16 protein-coding genes and 1 tRNA gene are annotated in these 16,326 nt (G+C 44.1%); 5 read left to right on the top strand and 12 right to left on the bottom strand.

The window, feature by feature from the left end:
- The 10 genes from phnK to BCT49_RS02975 all read right to left on the bottom strand — a co-directional run bounded on the left by phnK (position 1) and on the right by BCT49_RS02975 (position 9,095).
- Positions 1-828: a phosphonate C-P lyase system protein PhnK gene (phnK, locus tag BCT49_RS03025; protein WP_102434090.1), complete on the bottom strand. Its 828-nt coding sequence runs from the start codon at positions 826-828 to the stop codon at positions 1-3.
- Positions 825-1,805, bottom strand: coding sequence for an alpha-D-ribose 1-methylphosphonate 5-phosphate C-P-lyase PhnJ (locus BCT49_RS03020; protein ID WP_102434089.1), 981 nt, complete (start codon positions 1,803-1,805; stop codon positions 825-827). The genes phnK and BCT49_RS03020 overlap by 4 nt, the downstream gene beginning before the upstream one ends.
- Complete coding sequence (locus tag BCT49_RS03015) at positions 1,802-2,908, bottom strand: carbon-phosphorus lyase complex subunit PhnI (RefSeq protein WP_102434088.1); 1,107 nt, start codon at positions 2,906-2,908, stop codon at positions 1,802-1,804. Before BCT49_RS03015 ends, BCT49_RS03020 begins: the two co-directional genes overlap by 4 nt.
- Positions 2,893-3,513: a phosphonate C-P lyase system protein PhnH gene (gene phnH / locus BCT49_RS03010; protein WP_102434087.1), complete on the bottom strand. Its 621-nt coding sequence runs from the start codon at positions 3,511-3,513 to the stop codon at positions 2,893-2,895. The genes BCT49_RS03015 and phnH overlap by 16 nt, the downstream gene beginning before the upstream one ends.
- 110 nt (positions 3,514-3,623) lie before the next feature.
- On the bottom strand, positions 3,624-4,070 hold the full coding sequence (phnG, locus tag BCT49_RS03005) for a phosphonate C-P lyase system protein PhnG (RefSeq protein WP_102434086.1): 447 nt from the start codon (positions 4,068-4,070) through the stop codon (positions 3,624-3,626).
- Entirely contained in the window at positions 4,071-4,766 is a 696-nt protein-coding gene (phnF, locus tag BCT49_RS03000) for a phosphonate metabolism transcriptional regulator PhnF (RefSeq protein ID WP_102434085.1), read from the bottom strand. It abuts the gene before it with no gap.
- Between the two features lie 68 nt (positions 4,767-4,834).
- Positions 4,835-5,623 carry a phosphonate ABC transporter, permease protein PhnE gene (gene phnE / locus BCT49_RS02995; RefSeq protein WP_017111557.1) on the bottom strand — a complete coding sequence of 263 codons (789 nt, stop codon included), beginning with the start codon at positions 5,621-5,623 and terminating at the stop codon, positions 4,835-4,837.
- Positions 5,624-5,671: 48 nt separating this feature from the next.
- Entirely contained in the window at positions 5,672-6,667 is a 996-nt protein-coding gene (phnD, locus tag BCT49_RS02990) for a phosphonate ABC transporter substrate-binding protein (RefSeq protein ID WP_102434084.1), read from the bottom strand.
- Positions 6,668-6,684: 17 nt separating this feature from the next.
- Positions 6,685-7,497, bottom strand: coding sequence for a phosphonate ABC transporter ATP-binding protein (gene phnC / locus BCT49_RS02985; RefSeq protein WP_102434083.1), 813 nt, complete (start codon positions 7,495-7,497; stop codon positions 6,685-6,687).
- Between the two features lie 374 nt (positions 7,498-7,871).
- Positions 7,872-9,095: an MFS transporter gene (locus BCT49_RS02975; protein ID WP_102434081.1), complete on the bottom strand. Its 1,224-nt coding sequence runs from the start codon at positions 9,093-9,095 to the stop codon at positions 7,872-7,874.
- A gap of 406 nt (positions 9,096-9,501) precedes the next feature.
- Between BCT49_RS02975 and BCT49_RS02970 the strand changes: the two genes are divergently transcribed.
- The 4 genes from BCT49_RS02970 (at position 9,502) to BCT49_RS02955 (ending at position 13,419) form a co-directional block, all read left to right on the top strand.
- Entirely contained in the window at positions 9,502-10,167 is a 666-nt protein-coding gene (locus tag BCT49_RS02970) for a helix-turn-helix transcriptional regulator (RefSeq protein ID WP_198595810.1), read from the top strand.
- 24 nt (positions 10,168-10,191) lie between these two features.
- Positions 10,192-10,575: a RidA family protein gene (locus tag BCT49_RS02965; protein WP_102434079.1), complete on the top strand. Its 384-nt coding sequence runs from the start codon at positions 10,192-10,194 to the stop codon at positions 10,573-10,575.
- Between the two features lie 37 nt (positions 10,576-10,612).
- Entirely contained in the window at positions 10,613-12,019 is a 1,407-nt protein-coding gene (locus tag BCT49_RS02960) for a cation:dicarboxylate symporter family transporter (protein WP_102434078.1), read from the top strand.
- A 77-nt stretch (positions 12,020-12,096) separates the two neighbouring features.
- Positions 12,097-13,419, top strand: a complete 1,323-nt coding sequence (locus BCT49_RS02955; RefSeq protein ID WP_102434077.1) for a CoA-disulfide reductase — start codon at positions 12,097-12,099, stop codon at positions 13,417-13,419.
- An 84-nt stretch (positions 13,420-13,503) separates the two neighbouring features.
- Here the strand turns inward: BCT49_RS02955 and BCT49_RS02950 are convergent, their stop codons facing one another.
- The gene (locus tag BCT49_RS02950; RefSeq protein ID WP_241908023.1) at positions 13,504-14,271 is read right to left on the bottom strand and encodes a glycerophosphodiester phosphodiesterase family protein; all 768 of its coding nucleotides are present in this window, start codon (positions 14,269-14,271) and stop codon (positions 13,504-13,506) included.
- Between the two features lie 157 nt (positions 14,272-14,428).
- Here BCT49_RS02950 and BCT49_RS02945 point away from each other — a divergent pair, with 157 nt between their 5' ends.
- Entirely contained in the window at positions 14,429-15,841 is a 1,413-nt protein-coding gene (locus tag BCT49_RS02945) for a sulfatase-like hydrolase/transferase (protein WP_241908022.1), read from the top strand.
- Positions 15,842-16,135: 294 nt separating this feature from the next.
- Here BCT49_RS02945 and BCT49_RS02940 read toward each other — a convergent pair.
- Positions 16,136-16,226: transfer RNA gene (locus BCT49_RS02940), tRNA-Ser, on the bottom strand.
- Positions 16,227-16,326: the final 100 nt, after the last annotated feature.

Here is a 16,326-nt window from a genome sequence, read left to right as displayed (position 1 = left end):
TTAATTCTGCAATACAGAAGAAACCAGCAGTTGTGTGTATGGGTGTTGTGGATCATCGAGCACTTGATCAGTAAGGCCGCTTTCTACGACTTCACTGCGGCGCATCACCATGAGTCGATGTGCAAGCAAGCGAGCAACAGCAAGATCGTGAGTTACGATCACTACTGCTAACTCAAGCTCTGTCACTAAGCGACGAAGAAGATCGAGCAACTTAGCTTGCACCGAAACATCCAAGCCGCCAGTCGGCTCATCCATGAAGATCAACTTCGGGTGAGTCACCAAATTGCGTGCGATCTGTAATCTTTGCTGCATACCTCCAGAAAAGGTCGTCGGCATATCGTCCATTCGATCCGTTGGGATCTCGACATCACCCAGCCATTTCGCTGATTTCTCACGAATTTCGCCATAGTTACGTTCACCCACTGCCATCAGGCGCTCACCAATGTTGCCGCCCGCAGATACTCGGCCACGCAAGCCATCCATTGGATGTTGATGCACCACGCCCCACTCTGTGCGCAGCAAATGGCGACGCTGACTTTCCGCCATTTGGTACAAATCTTCCAGTTGTGAGATTTGCTTATCCGCATCACCTCGCAAGTAAATCACTTCACCGCTGTCTGGTGTTTGGCGACCAGAAAGTGACTTCAATAAGGTGCTTTTACCAGAACCAGATTCCCCGACAATACCCAGCACTTCTCCAGGGAAAAGGTCAAACGAGACGTTCTGAAAGCCTTTACCTGGCGCATACAACTTAGTGAGACTAGAGACAGACAACAGAGGCTGCTCTGACTGATTCCATTCGTGTTTCATATTTGTCACCGCGTTCATACGTTGTTCTCCTCTTTGCGGCCTATTTCGTTATGAACGAACTGATTGCCATCAAGTTGTTGACTGCGATCTTGTTGCTCACGACAGTAATCCGTATCTGAGCAAACAAACATATGTGAGCCTTGGTCATCCATAACGACCTCATCAAGGAAGGTATCCGTTGAACCACAAATCGCACACGGCTCGTCCCACTTCTGAACCTCAAACGGGTGATCTTCAAAATCTAGGCTCTGAACCTTGGTGTAAGGAGGAACGGCGTAGATGCGCTTTTCACGACCCGCGCCAAACAGCTGCAATGCTGCCATGTTGTCCATTTTCGGGTTGTCGAACTTAGGGATTGGCGATGGGTCCATGATGTAGCGATCATTGACTCGCACTGGGTAAGCGTAAGCCGTCGAGATATGTCCAAAACGAGCGATATCTTCATACAGTTTGACGTGCATGATTCCGTACTCTTGCAGTGCATGCATTTTGCGAGTCTCAGTTTCACGAGGCTCAATGAAGCGCAGTGGCTCTGGGATCGGCACCTGATACACCAAGATCTGATCTTCTTGAAGATCAACTTCTGGGATACGGTGGCGAGTCTGAATAATGCTCGCTTCTGTGGTTTTCTCAGTAGTATTTGCACTGGCGATAGATTTGAAGAACTCTCGAATCGACACCGCATTGGTTGTGTCGTCGGCACCTTGGTCGATGACTTTTAGCGTGTCTGGCTGGCCGATGATTGCAGCGGTGATCTGCACACCACCGGTTCCCCACCCGTAAGGCATTGGCATTTCTCGACCACCAAACGGTACTTGGTAACCCGGAATAGACACCGCTTTAAGCAAGGCACGGCGAATCATTCGTTTGGTTTGCTCGTCAAGGTAGCCATAGTTATAGCCCGTTGCACCTACTGAGCTGTGAGATGCGGCCTCCTCAGAATTAAATACCGTTGAAGCGTTACCTATCGGTGCATTAAGTGATGCTGTGTTCATGACTGACCTCCTTGTTCGTCATTACCTGGCTGAGCCATCAATTCATCGTGCTCTTTATGCATTTTTCTAAGCAGCTCCAGTTCAGCTTGGAAATCGACGTAGTGAGGAAGTTTGAGGTGGGACACAAAGCCAGCGGCTTCGACATTGTCTGAGTGAGAAAGCACAAACTCTTCATCTTGAGCTGGACCATCCACAGGCTCATCGTATTCTGCGCCTTGCAAAGAGCGGTCAACTAACGCCATCGACATTGCTTTACGCTCAGTCGCTCCAAACGTTAAGCCGTAACCACGAGTCAGTTTGGCTTTCTGTTGTTTGTTACCAACAAAACCATTGATCATCTGACACTCTGTCAACTCAATCTCACCGATGTCGATGCTAAAACCCAGTTCTTCCGGTTCAATAGATAGTGTCGAAAATCCGGTACGAATCTCGCCCGCGAATGGGTGGTTGCGACCATAACCACGCTGAGTCGAGTAACTCAGTGCCAATAAGAAACCTTCATCGCCGCGCACCAAGTTTTGTAGGCGTACACTACGATCACACGGGTAGTTCACCGGATTCATAGTGATGTCTTCTGGGGTCTGCTGGTCATCTTCTTCGGTCAACATCATGTCGAGGTTTTCAAGAATGCCTAATACCTGTGGGCAAGGTTCAGAGTCAGTCACATCTTGCGTGGGGATCTGCGGCGTTTCACCTTCGGCCAGCAGACTGAAATCCAACAAGCGATGCGTGTAATCGTAGGTTGGACCTAAGATTTGACCGCCAGGTAGGTCTTTATAGGTTGCCGAAATACGACGCTCAATTCGCATTGAATTAGTATCAACGGGTTGCGCAGTGATCAGGCGAGGTAACGTGGTGCGATAAGCACGTAACAAGAAAATCGCTTCGACTAAATCACCCGCGGCTTGTTTGATGGCTAATGCCGAAAGTTGTTTGTCATAAATTCCACCTTCCGTCATCACTCGGTCTACCGAACCTGACAGCTGCTCTTGAATCTGCTCAACGCTTAATTCTGGTAAATCAGGATTACCGCGACGCTTCTTCGCTTGCAGTTGGTGCGCCAGACTAATGGCCTTTTCTCCACCCTTTACAGCAACGTACATGTTGTCGCCTCCACTTTGGTTGTACGAGGCAGACACAGCACTTGCTGGTTCGCCACAAAGATAAAGTCGACACCTAATGGGAACTTCACCAATGATTGACGCTCTTTAAGGTAAGAAACAAAGCCCGCCGGTAATCCACTAAAGAACGCAGCTTGTTCACTTTGAATACCAGGGCCACTCAATGACAGCTCAGTACCCGACGTTAAGCTATCAACTTCAATCACAACCGTTGTTGAGGTATCTGGATACTCTTCGTTGCCAAGGTTAAATGTCAGTTCTGACCAATCGATATCCAGTAAGTCTTGCGCTGAAATCGCAGCGAAACTTGCTTGTTGAGTCTGTTCTACAATCGGAGCACCAATGTGAAACTTAATGTTTTCAGTCACCGCGTGATCGGCCTTTAATGTCGAAGATAGCCAGATCGGTGTTGCATTGTCGGCCATGGAAAGCAGCGTTTGAGCGGCTGCACTTATCATTGAACCAAAGCCTTCGCAACGGTTTAGTGTTATGACGGTGCCGGGTTCTGACATCGCCTTGAGCAGCAATCGAAAGCACTGCTGGCTATCATGAACTGCATCTTGAAATGCAGGAGAAATCATACTCATTGAATTCGTTCTAACCTGTTTAATTCGTTAATCTTATTCTTGAATGACATGTGGTTCTTTTGCTTACGAGCGAAGCTGTTCTTCTCTATAAAGCAAGCTTCACCGCGAACCTAATCTTCTCCGCGAACCATGGTAAAAAAGTCCACTTTACTTGAAGCCACTTCTTGGCGACGTTGACTGTCTCGTTCGTGCTTCATCGCAGCCAAAGGCTCAATAAGTTTCGTGTTGATCACCTCAGCTTGTTGTCCGTTTTGCATCAAGGCATCAACAACAGCAGCTAGCTCTGCATGAGGCTTGCTTCGCCCCTGTAGGTAGCTGTAACCAAGTTCTCCACTTGTTAGCTTGATTACTGCGCGAGTAATCGTGACATCCCCCATGTTGAACTGGCGGCCTGTTGAGCCCATACGCGCACGCACTTGCGCTAAACCAATCTCTGGTTGGCGAACTATGGCGTATTCCGCGTTCAGCCCTAATGCTTCCCAGCGTGTTTTCAATTCTGAGAACTGGCTCTGCGCGAGTACTGACATCCACTTTTGTCGCTCTTTCAAAGCTATCATTTAGTGCTCCATTACTATTTCGGTTGCGTCGGCACGAGTATTGGAACTTGAGAATTCCGCTATTACTTGAGTGCCTTTAATTACGTTGGTGGTTTTAATTTTGAGTAGCGGTGTACTGGTACTGATTTGCAATAAACGACACTCTTCATTAGTTGGAATTTTCGCGCCCACCCGAGTCTCTTTTCGCTCTAAATCAGTATCCAAACCTCGCTGAATAAATTGGTGCAAAGAACCGTTGGTGAAGTTCTTGAGAATCGGCCACCACTCCAGATTCGGTAGGTAGTGGTCGATGATAGTTCTCGGTGTATCTCCTGTTTTTCGCAGGGTACGGATGTGGATGACCTTGTTTCCCTCTTCCATTTTCAAGTAGCCCGCAATCTTGGGTGATACGTTGATAAGACGAGATTGAAGTACCTCACACCTTGGCATCGCACCTTGCTCAATCAGGTTCTTGGTAAAATGCGCTCCGGAGTGAAGTCGATAGTCACTTGGCTGACGAATTACCATGTTGCCTTTACCTTGATGACGTTGAATCAAGCCCGTAGATACCAGTTCATCGACCGCGCGACGAAGCGTGTGACGATTCACGGCAAAGCGCTCAGCCAATTTGGATTCCGGTGGTAAGTAGTCACCCGGAACAAAGCGGTCTTTCACTTCCTTTTCAAGCTCTGAGGCAATATCCAAGTAAACGGGCATAAGAGTTTCCTTTCTTAAAGTTCAATCACTTATCTAGATAAGTTCAGATAAATAGACATCTAAGATGCCTAGATAAACTTCTTACGGATGATTTGAGAAACGAAGTCGATAACGCTCACCGTCACGATAACAATCGACATGATTGCGGCGGTTTGTTGTAGTTGGAAACCTGAGATGGATTGCCAAAGCAACACACCAATACCGCCCGCACCAACCATACCCACAACCGTTGCCGAGCGAATATTCGACTCTAGGCGGTACAGTGAGTATGAAATCCAAAGCGGCATCACCTGTGGAATCACGCCGTAAAGAATCACTTCGATTGGGTTTGCGCCTGTCGCTTTCACGCCTTCCATCGGGCCGGGTTCAATCGCTTCAATGGCTTCAGCAAATAGCTTGGCAAGCACACCTGTTGTATGAATAAACAGCGCCATCACACCAGCAAACGGTCCTAATCCGACAACAACGACAAACAGCATCGCAAACACCATTTCATTGATAGCGCGTAGACAGTCCATCAATCGACGGATTGGAAATGTCACCCAGCTCGGCATCAGGTTCTCAGCACTCAGAATGCCAAATGGAATCGCTAACAGAATTGATAGCACGGTTCCCCAAATGCCCACTTGAATGGTCACTAGCATTTCGCTGAGGTACACGTTGCTTTCACTGAAATCCGCGGGGAAGAAATCTTTGCCTAGCTGAACCATGTTCTCTGGGTGTTCAAAGAACATCATGGGTGCCATCTCTGCGCCTTGCCACGCCCAGCTAAGGACCAGTAGCGCTATCACAGCAATCACGCCGTTTTTAATCGACAGCTTCGATGAAGGCTCGTAACTTTGAGTTGTTGCAGTCATTGTTATCTACTCTTTTTTGCGCCGCCCAAAGCGGCGCAGGGAATGGGATTAGCCTTTCAGCGCATCAATTTCTGTTTGCAGCTGGTCGATTTCTGCTTGGTATTGCGCCATGCGTTTGGTTCTGTCTTTCTCGCTTAGGTTGCTGTTGTTTTCAGCGTCAACCAGCTTTTTGAACGCTTCCATTTGGCGAATAGGCAGTAGTTGGTTGTTATCAGTAGCAGCAAAGCCAGACCAAGCCAGTTGATGTAGGTTTTCAAGCTGTTCAGGCTCTTCGCCGTAGCTGACGAAGAAATCACGCGCCTTTTGCTTCAAGTCCTCATCTAAATCTTTACGGTAGGTAACCACGTCTGATGGGATAAGCTCTGACTTCCAAACCACTTTCAGTTTGCTAAACAACTCAGGATTTTGCTCTTCGATGCGGATAAGACTCATGGTGTGATTAGTAGCGACGTCCACTTGGTTGTTCGCGACAGCCATCACGTTGGCACCATGGCTTGCGGTTACGTTGCGGTGAAAGTCATTGGCGGAAATACCATTGCTGGCGAACGCTTCGAAATTCGGCACAAGGAAACCCGACGTAGAGTTAGGATCGCCATTACCTAATTTCAGTGTTTCGCGCTGCTCGATCACATCTTCAAGCGTGTTGATGTTGTCATTTTTGGCATTCACAATGAGTAAACTGTAATAACCCTGTAAGCCCTCTTCATCTATGTATCGAGCGAAGACTTCTGCGTCAGCACGATCAACGGCTTCCATCGCCGCCTTATTTCCGTAGTAAGCAAAATCGACCTTGCCAAAACGCTGAGCTTGAATGATGCCTGCGTAATCAGGTGCGAAATAAGCCTTCACTGGCATGCCTAACGCTTTACCTAGATCATCCAGAAGAGGCTCCCAACGGCTACGCAAGTTTTGTTGTGCATCAGTCGCGATAATGCCGAAGTTGATCGAATCTTTAGCAAAAGCGTGACCAGCAGTGAGTGTCGTCATCAACACGGTTGCTAGCGTCACTGCCTTCTTAATCCCTGATTTCATTGAATGAAACATCTTAATTTCCCTGATATTTAAAAAGACGCAGCGAGCACGTCGTTAGGTTGAATATGTGGCGTGTTTATCGATTTTTTAGAACGGTATAGGTCTTCGAGTTGAGGTTTAGTCAGTTCCGCGCTCTTACCTTCGTAGAACACTTGGCCGTCTTTCAGCGCGATGATGTTTTCGCAATACTTAAGGGCATGGTCGACTTGGTGAAGTGTGACGATGACAGGAATGCCTTCCTTCTCATTGATGTCCGTAAGCAGCTCCATCACGATGCGTGCTGATTCAGGATCAAGCGAAGCGATAGGCTCATCGGCAAAAATGATTTTCGCTTTCTGCATCAGTGCGCGTGCAATAGCGACACGTTGTTGCTGACCGCCAGAGAGGTTGCCAACACGCTGACCTGCGAAATCTTCCATGCCAACTCGACGCAGTGCTTCAAGCGCTTCTTGCTGTTGCTCAACCGTAAAAATGCCTGTCAGAGTGCGCCACTTCGGAGTAGAGCTCAGTGCGCCAATCAGTACATTGGTCATCACGGATAAGCGGTTAACGAGGTTGAATTGTTGAAAGATGTAACCCGCTTGCGAACGGATGTTGCGGACATTGCTGTCTGCCTTACCATTCGCCTGCACCGTTTGACCAAGCACGTTGATTTGAGATTCCGCACTTTTATCTCCAATGATCAGGCCACTTAAATGGCGAAGCAGCGTAGATTTACCTGAACCGGATGGGCCTAGTAGCGCCGTCATCTTGCGGCTAGTAATCGTCAAATTGATACCATTCAGTGCCTTGTTCGAACCGAATGTTTTGTTGACCTTCTTAACTTCAATGATGTTATTCATCGTCAATGTCCCTGTTTGATTTAAGGCCACTTTGACGTCTGATTATTAAAGTTACGTGTCGGTTTATTTGCAGAAATGAAATATTTCAAGCGGTCAGCTTACTTGTCTAGACAAGCTTAACCTGCTGTTTTAAATACCAAATTCAGGAGAGATTTGATGGGGAAAATCAACTTATATACGGACGTAATTCACAGTAATTTGACAATAAAAAGCTCAATTAAAATGGCAACTCCTCAGTATTCTCTGCTCAATAGATACACACCTCCAATAGCTGCTAAATTCACATACAAAAAAGCACTCCATAAAGGAGTGCTCAAAATGATTAAGTGTTTAATTTCAAAGCGATGTGAATACCGCCTCAGCACAATCTATGTCTACGATAAACACGATTGAGTTCGAGCGAGATGAAGCCTTGATACAGTGACTATCGAGATAAAACCAACAACTGCACTACCAAAGATACTCCACAGAACCCATTGATAACCGCCTATTTGCCAAATAACCGCGCCAAAGTATGGTGACAATGCAAACGCCAACAAATAAGGAACCGCCATTGCTCCCGCTAAAGAGCCAAAGTTAGCTTCCCCCATCACCTCACGAGTCGTAAGAGGCTTCACTATACTCATCACTCCATAAGCGGAACCCTGTAAGAGCACAAAACCGACCACTAGATACAGAACATTCTCAGACAGAATCAAACACAAGGTCGCACAACAGATACTCAGAAAGCACGCGACAGTGATTCGCATGATCGACCAGTGTTTATCAACCAACAACCACATCACGCGCCCAGCCACCTGCATTGGCCCTATCAAAGAGATCACCAATATTGCTAAGTTATCAGGGACATTACGCTCATCCAACAATGGCAACAGATGGTTTAACACCACACCATGATTTAATGCGAGCATCGAGAAACCAAAAGCAAGTAACCAGAACATTGGATTAGACAGGTAAGAGGCAGAGCTTAAATAAGTAGTTGAAGATCCAGATACTTTGGGAGGCGGTTCAGAACCAACCTCACTGTTAGAGGGCACATGAAACCGAGCAAGCAATTTAGTGTTAATGAACAGAAGTGGCGCGGCGACAAACAGAACAACCCCAGCAAAAATCTGTAAGGCCATCACCGTGCCGTAATGCTGAGCTAAGTAGTGAACTGTTGGAAAGCTGATAGTACTCGCAAAGCCTGCCACTAAGGTGATCATAGTGATCGCGCGTTTGGCTTTAGTCCTCAAGTTTCGAATCAAAAAGGCGAAGCAAGGTTCATAAAGGCAACCCGCCATTGCGATTCCCATCAATCCCCAGAGCACATAAAACCAAGCCAGTTGTTCTACCAAGCTGATCATAAACAACAGCACGCCACCAATAACTGCCGAAACCGTCATCATCAATGCGCCATAACCTTTGTCAATCAAGCGCCCAGCAGGCAAAGCCGCAATGGCAGACACACCCACTGCCAAAGTTAGCCCCAACATGAATTCAGAACGACTCCAGTCGTGCACTTGCTCCCAATGCAGAAGCATCGCCGGAAAAATGTAATAGAGACAACACCAGAGCAATGTCTGGCCGAGGGCTAAACCCCAAACCGCTTTGTTCATAAATCCACACTTCTAGAAAATTCGAATAATTTAAATACAGTTATAGTAAAAGCAATCTTGCTTCGCCAACTTAGCTAAACAACATGACAATTTTAAGGCGTTAAGATGAAGAGTCAGCGAAGCTCGTTTCCCAAGGATATGGAACTTGTTCTAGATCATTAAAGTATTCAAAAACGCAACCTTTGGTTTTAAATATGTAAACTTTGATAGGGTTTAAGAAATTAAACCTATTTTGGCTATCTTTGGTGATCTTGTTCAAATTTCACTCGTGATTTAGACCTAAAATTTCATTTTTGTTGATGTTTTGAACGCTTTTTGTCGGTTTACAGAAGTTTACTGCACCTTGCCGAAATACCACCAAAGGAGTAGTTTTCAGTCATTGAGTTCAAAAATGTAAACCGAAATCATGAATGTAAAACAAGTTCGATTCACCGATGAAGACAGAGAATGTTTACGCAACTACTTCCGATTAGCAGAGACGATTGCTGATTTAATTGGTCCCTATTGTGAAGTGGTCATCCATTCCTTTGAAAGCTTAGAAAACTCTGTCGTGAAGATCGTCAATGGTCATCACACTGGTCGTGAAATCGGCTCGCCTATCACCGATTTAGGTTTACGTATGTGGAGTACATTCGAGAAAACTGGCGAAGTTTCTCCTAAGAGCTATTTCACCAATGCAGCAGATGGTTCCCTACTGAAATCGACCACCTGCGTGCTGGCAGGCCCACAACAGAAGCCCATCGGCATGTTGTGCATCAACATGAACTTATCATTCCCATTCCCAGAAATCGTCAAGACGCTGATGCCGCAGTGCAATGTGCCGCAAACCATTGTCAGCGAGACATTCAGTAACAATGCGAACGACGTGATTCAACAAGCATTGAGTTCAGCCATTAAAGAGGTTGATCAAGACGAGTCGGTTTCTTCTAAAGGTCGCAATAAAGCCATCATCCGTTGCTTATTTGATAACGGAGTATTTGAGCTAAAAGAGACGACTACACAAGTATCAGAGCAACTTGGGATCAGCCGTCAGGCGGTTTACAAGTTTATCCGTGAATTTAAATCAGAATAAAACCAATAATTTAGGAGTTACATCGTGAAACAGATCATTGCCACTGAACAAGCACCTGCAGCTATCGGTCCCTACTCACAAGGTACGTCTTACGGCGACATGGTTTATACATCAGGTCAATTACCTCTCGTTCCAGAAACCATGCAGTTTGTTGAGGGCGGTATTAAAGAGCAGGCTCGTCAGTCTCTAGAAAACTTAAAAGCTGTATTAGAAGCGAGTAATGCGGGACTGGACACAGTGCTTAAGACAACCTGCTTCCTATCAGACATGGAGAACTTCGTAGCATTTAACGAAGTGTATACAGAAGTGTTTGGTACAGAGAACGCACCTGCTCGCTCTTGTGTTGAAGCCTCTAGATTACCAAAAGACGCATTGGTTGAAGTTGAAGCCATCGCATACAAGAAATAACCGACTTAGTTATTAATGGGTATCATAGGAGATTCTCATGAGCGTTTCATTTATTGGATTAAGCATACTGTTCTTTGGGTTCTACGCACTGCTGTCGAACTTCAAAAAGCAAAAGAAAAGTTTTAACTTCCGCGTACTCAGTGCGCTTGCTGCTGGCTTACTGTTCGGTGGCGCAATTCAACTTGTTTTCGGTGTCGGTAACGTTGCGACGTCTGGCTTTGCTGAACTGATTTCAGTGTTCGGTAAAGGCTACATCAAACTTCTACAAATGATCGTTATCCCGCTCGTATTCGTGGCGATGATCTCTTCGATCATGAACGTTGAAGGCGGTGGCGCGTTATCTCGTATCGCACCAAAAATCATCGGTATTCTACTTTTCACTTGTGCAATATCAGCAGCCGTTGGTATCGCAAGTATTTACCTATTTGGTATCGATGCGAACGCACTAGTAAGCACAATTGGCACAAACAGTGCGATTGAAGCTCGTGGTGATTCACTGGTAGCAACACAAGATGCAATGGCGAGCAGTGGCCTGTCTGGTATGGCTTTATCTATCATTCCAACCAACATCTTCGACATGCTAACCGGCTCTCAACGTACTTCTACGCTATCGACTGTACTGTTCGGCATGTTCCTAGGCTTCTGTATCCTTCAAGTGAAAAACCGTAAGCCAGAGAAAGTGCAAAACTTCGTTGATTTCATCAACTCTGCAAAAGAAGTGGTACTTTCAATGGTTCGTGAAATCCTGAAGCTAACGCCTTACGGTGTATTCGCTCTGATGACCACGTTCATGATGACGAATGACCTATTCGCACTAGCTGAAATGGGTCGCTTCCTTCTAGCAAGCTACGTAGCAATTGGCGTGATGTTCGGCATCCACTTCGTGATGGTGTCTATGTTCGGCCTGTCTCCTGCTAAGTTCATGAAGAAAATCTGGCCAGTGTTGGTGTTCGGCTTCGGTTCTCGCTCAAGCATGGCAGCTATCCCACTAAACGTTGAAACACAAACTCAACGTCTAGGTGTAGACGAAGAAACAGCAAACATGTCAGCGACATTCGGTACCAGTATCGGTCAAAACGGCTGTGCAGGTATTTACCCAGCAATGCTCGCTATCATGGCGGCGCAAGTTATGGGTATGCCTGTAGACTTAAGCTTCATCCTACAGCTGATTGCAGTTATTGCGATTGCTTCATTCGGTATCGCAGGTGTTGGTGGCGGTGCAACATTCGCAGCAGTAGCCGTACTAACCATCATGGGCCTAGATATCACAGTGGTTGCGATTCTAGTGTCTATTGAAGCACTGATTGATATGGCACGTACCGCACTAAACATCTCAGGCTCAATGTTGTCTGGTGTACTAACGGCTAAGAAAAACGGCTCGCTAAACACAGAACAATACGACGCTGACGTTACAGCGACTGTATCAAAAGAAGCAGCAGTATAATTCTCAAACTTAATTAAGAGCACTCCACTTGAGTGCTCTTCTGTTTTTCCTGAGTTCAGGTTATTTAGGTAGTAAATATGAAAGTTGTTGTTATAGGCGGTAGCGCCGCTGGTATGAGTTTCGCAGCAAAATACAAACGTAATCAGCCATCAGACGAAGTCATCGTTTTAGATAAGCGCAGTTACATCTCTTTTGGAGCATGTGGTCTACCCTACTTTGCAGGCGGCATGTTTGATGACACAGAACGAATGATTTCTCGTACGCCAGAACAAGCGATTAAATCTGGTTTAGATGTTCGTGTAGAAACAGAAATGGTGTCGTTCGACCGCACTGAAAAACACATTACTGTGCGTCACCAAAACGTAGAGAGCACTATCAATTACGATATGTTGGTGATAGCGACAGGCGCACGTCCGATCGTTCCATCATTCGGTGAATTCAATCCAGAACACGTATACACACTAACAAGCATGGAAGATGGCTTAGCAGTCAAAGAAGCGCTTAAAGATGATAGTAAACGACGTGTGTGTGTCATCGGTGCAGGCTTTATAGGTCTTGAAGTCTTTGATGCAGCACATGGCTTAGATAAGCACGTGACGATTATCGAACGTGAACAGCACATTATGAATCGTCAGTTCAGCCCTGAAATCATTGATGTAGTTGAAGGTGCAATTCGTGAATCAGGCGCAGAGCTAAAAACAGGTTGCAGTGTGTCAGCGATTCGCGACGCTGAGCACGGTGGTTACATCGTTGAAACTGATAACGGCAACGTAGAAGCTGATGTCGTGATCCTGTCACTCGGTTTCAAACCAAATACTGAAGCATTCGCACTGCCAAAAGCAGCAAACGGCGCTTTGCTTGTGAATGAATATGGCGCTACTGAAGATGCTTATATCCATGCCGTCGGCGACTGTGCCGTTGTCCATCATATGGCACTAGGCAAACCTGTTTATGTCCCTCTAGCAACCACAGCCAACAAGCAAGCACGCATGATGGCGGACAAGCTGGCAGGAAAAGATACCTATATGTCAGGCTTCTTAGGTTCGTCTTGTTTGAAAGTACTCGATTACGAACTAGCGTGTACCGGCGTAAATGAACTTCTAGCGAAAGAACACAGCTTAGATGTGAAAGTATCGACCATTTCAGATAAAAACCAAACCGATTACTATCCAGGCCAAGAAGACATCAAGGTAAAACTAGTTTATCACCCAGAAACTAAGGTTTTGCTAGGTGGTGAGATCGTAGGTAAGAAAGGAGCGGTTGGCCGCATTAACGCACTAGCGGTAGCTATCACCGCGAAGATGACGACTCAACAACTAGGTTACATGGACTTCTGTTATGCCCCTCCTTTTTCACGGACTTGGGATGCTCTAAACGTGGCAGGTAATGTAGCTAAATAAACCAAAACCGCACAAGTTCCGAAAATATTTAGCTAAACACCAAAGCAGAGCATAAACGCTCTGCTTTTTAGATAAGATACAATTTTATAGTTCATCTGATGGCAGAACAAAATCGACATATAAAGCAAAGTTTTTCAATCCATAACTTCGAATATTAGCCAAATCTAAGTCTTCCTTAGAGTATATGAGCGAAGATATTCCCTTACTACCTATTTTAATTGCATTTTCATACTCTGAACCATAATTATTTAGTTTATCACCTCTATAAGTAACTGCTTTAATTTCATTCAAAGAAAGCCATTCGATAATAAATGGGGAGCCTACACTTATATTTAATGCAACATTATTAAAACCGAATCTTATTGCTTCGTTGTATTTATCTATATTAAAAACTTCAACAATGATTCTGTCTTTATCTATAATATGCTGTGACAGCAGTTCGAGGTCTTGGATCTTATCCGTAACTAGAAAAACATTACTTTCGTTGATAATTTGAGTTACTTCTTCAATACTTAATGTAGTATATTCCCCGTGAATTTTCTTTATAGCGAATTCATTATATGTGATGGCAGATTTCGCCTTAGAGTCTGTCATTACATGAAAAGATTTCCAATCATGAACAGCAACGATCCTTCCATCCGATGAAATAAGTAGATCTAACTCTATCATCTTGAAACCATGTTCAATTGATTTCTCCATAGCTTCTAACGAGTTTGTATATTTTAAACCGTTGATCCCTCCACCGGCATGTGCGATCAAATTACCAGAATTAACGATAATACTAGGGATATTATTGTGTTCGTTTGGGTATGCCTTTACGTTGCCTCTCCACACATCAATGACTACACTCATCGAAGGGCCGACAACATAAGCTACCCAAAAACATATGAGAACTAGACAAAACATTGATATTAAGACTCTGATTCCTTTAAGTATCATGACATTTTACCTGTTGAGAACTGGGGCTGATGATAATGTGTGGTTTACCCTGTCAATATTAAGTTTAAACATGTTAGTTATAGCAACTATAATAGCATTTGTCGGTAATAAGTTTGTATTTCTTCTTCTCACGGTAATAATGACCTTTGAATTTTACTTAAGGTTAAACTCGATCAACTTAGATTTAGGTGTCTTAGGTTCGATTTTAGAGTCTAATCAAGGTGAGGCACTTGAACATATAAAAAATATAAGCCTCATAACATATGTAAAGATAATTATATTTTCTACTCTAGTTTTCTTATCATTTAACATAACCTTAAGAAAAGTTGGCAAATCATTTTCATTGATTATGTTGATATTATTCTCCAGTATATTAGTCACCAAGTTTTATAGTTTGTATGATAATAAAAAGAAGACATACATTAATGAAGAGTACTCAAAAACAATCCATCATGAAGTGTGGTTTAGTTTTTTAGGATTAATTACAGTTATTAAGCCTATATCTTTGTATTATGAACTATCTCTTCTTGACGGGGGAAAATCAGTAATTTTTTCAAAATGGGAAAATGTTCATACAAATAAAACATCAAAGGATATTTATATCGTAAATATTGGTGAATCTGTTATTAAAAGTTACTACCCGTCGTATAACGAAGAAAAAGGTAAAATAAAAGAAGCAGAAATATACAATGGTGTTATTTCCCCGTCTGTTGTTACATATTTTTCAATCCCTCGAATATTATCGAAAAGCCTAGATGTAAACAGGCATGACAAAAACTTGAATGTGATAGATCTTGCTAATGATGCTGGAATGAAAACTTATTGGATATCAAATCAAGCTAAGATTGGGCAATACGAGACGCAGGTGTCCGCAATCGCGAGTAGGGCACATTACCAATATTATAAGAATACGTCTTATGAGAAAGCAGAACCAGATAACATTCTACTGCCAGAAGTGAGCAAGGCAATTCGTGAAGAAACTCAAAGGCCGAAAGTCATTTTCATTCATACCATGGGGTCACACTATGACTTTTGTAAGAGATTTGATGAAGAGGTTTCACTAAAAACCCTAGATAACAAATATCTAGAATGCTACTCAAAATCAGTGGTGTATGGAGTAACTTTTCTAGAGAAGGTAAGAGACCTACTCGCGATGTATGACAAAACGTATAAAATCATCTACTTTTCTGACCATGGTTTAACGTCTGTAAATGCCCCCCCATATTTGATTCACGGTACTGGCTCACACTTTTCAAGGCAGGCAGTAGAAGTACCGTTTGTAACAATGAGTGACGATACCCAAGAAACAAAAACACATTCGGTCAAATATAATTTGAGAGACTTTTCAGACACATTTGCACAATGGGCAGGAATCGATTCGGAACAGACAGAGCTACATAAAAGTATCTTCAATACCGAGTACATCGGAAAGGAGTACGACTCAGTGTTAACAAGTGAGTTTAAGATAAGAAAAATCGACTAAGTCGACTACTGGTACAGAAGATCCTGAATACCAAAAAGTCACTTAGTAAATAACCTTCTCCTCACATCAAATTACCTCTTATTTAGCACTATGTGAGCCAGTATCAGCTCTATTTTTTGATTCAAGGCATCCTAGTAACCTTGTTAGCAAACAGCCTAATAAGGTTATTTAGGAAGCTCTGAAATCATCTGTGAGTGAATCAACCGAAAAGTCCACTATTTGGCAGAATATATAATAGTTTAAAACTGTAAAACGAAAAAAAGCCCGCTGATTTCTCAGCGGGCTTTTCAATGGTGGTGGAGGGATAGGGATTTGAACCCTAGAACCGCTATTAACGGTTGCCGGTTTTCAAGACCGGTGCTTTCGACCACTCAGCCATCCCTCCAACAAATTGTTACTAAAATCAGTCTTACTTGTGTGCTGCTTTAGTTTTGCTTTCAGTTATTTAAAACTGAAAACGTAAATAAAGCCTGGCGATGTCCTAC

This window comes from Vibrio lentus (assembly GCF_002875945.1).
Taxonomy (GTDB): Bacteria; Pseudomonadota; Gammaproteobacteria; order Enterobacterales; family Vibrionaceae; genus Vibrio; species Vibrio apostichopi.
This window is presented reverse-complemented; position numbering and strand designations above follow the sequence as displayed.

Coding starts and splice junctions, on each gene's coding strand:
- phnK (WP_102434090.1), bottom strand. CDS start 828: ATGAACGCGGTGACAAATATGAAACACGAATGGAATCAGTCAGAGCAG.
- BCT49_RS03020 (WP_102434089.1), bottom strand. CDS start 1,805: ATGAACACAGCATCACTTAATGCACCGATAGGTAACGCTTCAACGGTA.
- BCT49_RS03015 (WP_102434088.1), bottom strand. CDS start 2,908: ATGTACGTTGCTGTAAAGGGTGGAGAAAAGGCCATTAGTCTGGCGCAC.
- phnH (WP_102434087.1), bottom strand. CDS start 3,513: ATGAGTATGATTTCTCCTGCATTTCAAGATGCAGTTCATGATAGCCAG.
- phnG (WP_102434086.1), bottom strand. CDS start 4,070: ATGATAGCTTTGAAAGAGCGACAAAAGTGGATGTCAGTACTCGCGCAG.
- phnF (WP_102434085.1), bottom strand. CDS start 4,766: ATGCCCGTTTACTTGGATATTGCCTCAGAGCTTGAAAAGGAAGTGAAA.
- phnE (WP_017111557.1), bottom strand. CDS start 5,623: ATGACTGCAACAACTCAAAGTTACGAGCCTTCATCGAAGCTGTCGATT.
- phnD (WP_102434084.1), bottom strand. CDS start 6,667: ATGTTTCATTCAATGAAATCAGGGATTAAGAAGGCAGTGACGCTAGCA.
- phnC (WP_102434083.1), bottom strand. CDS start 7,497: ATGAATAACATCATTGAAGTTAAGAAGGTCAACAAAACATTCGGTTCG.
- BCT49_RS02975 (WP_102434081.1), bottom strand. CDS start 9,095: ATGAACAAAGCGGTTTGGGGTTTAGCCCTCGGCCAGACATTGCTCTGG.
- BCT49_RS02970 (WP_198595810.1), top strand. CDS start 9,502: ATGAATGTAAAACAAGTTCGATTCACCGATGAAGACAGAGAATGTTTA.
- BCT49_RS02960 (WP_102434078.1), top strand. CDS start 10,613: ATGAGCGTTTCATTTATTGGATTAAGCATACTGTTCTTTGGGTTCTAC.
- BCT49_RS02955 (WP_102434077.1), top strand. CDS start 12,097: ATGAAAGTTGTTGTTATAGGCGGTAGCGCCGCTGGTATGAGTTTCGCA.
- BCT49_RS02950 (WP_241908023.1), bottom strand. CDS start 14,271: ATGAGTGTAGTCATTGATGTGTGGAGAGGCAACGTAAAGGCATACCCA.
- BCT49_RS02945 (WP_241908022.1), top strand. CDS start 14,429: ATGTTAGTTATAGCAACTATAATAGCATTTGTCGGTAATAAGTTTGTA.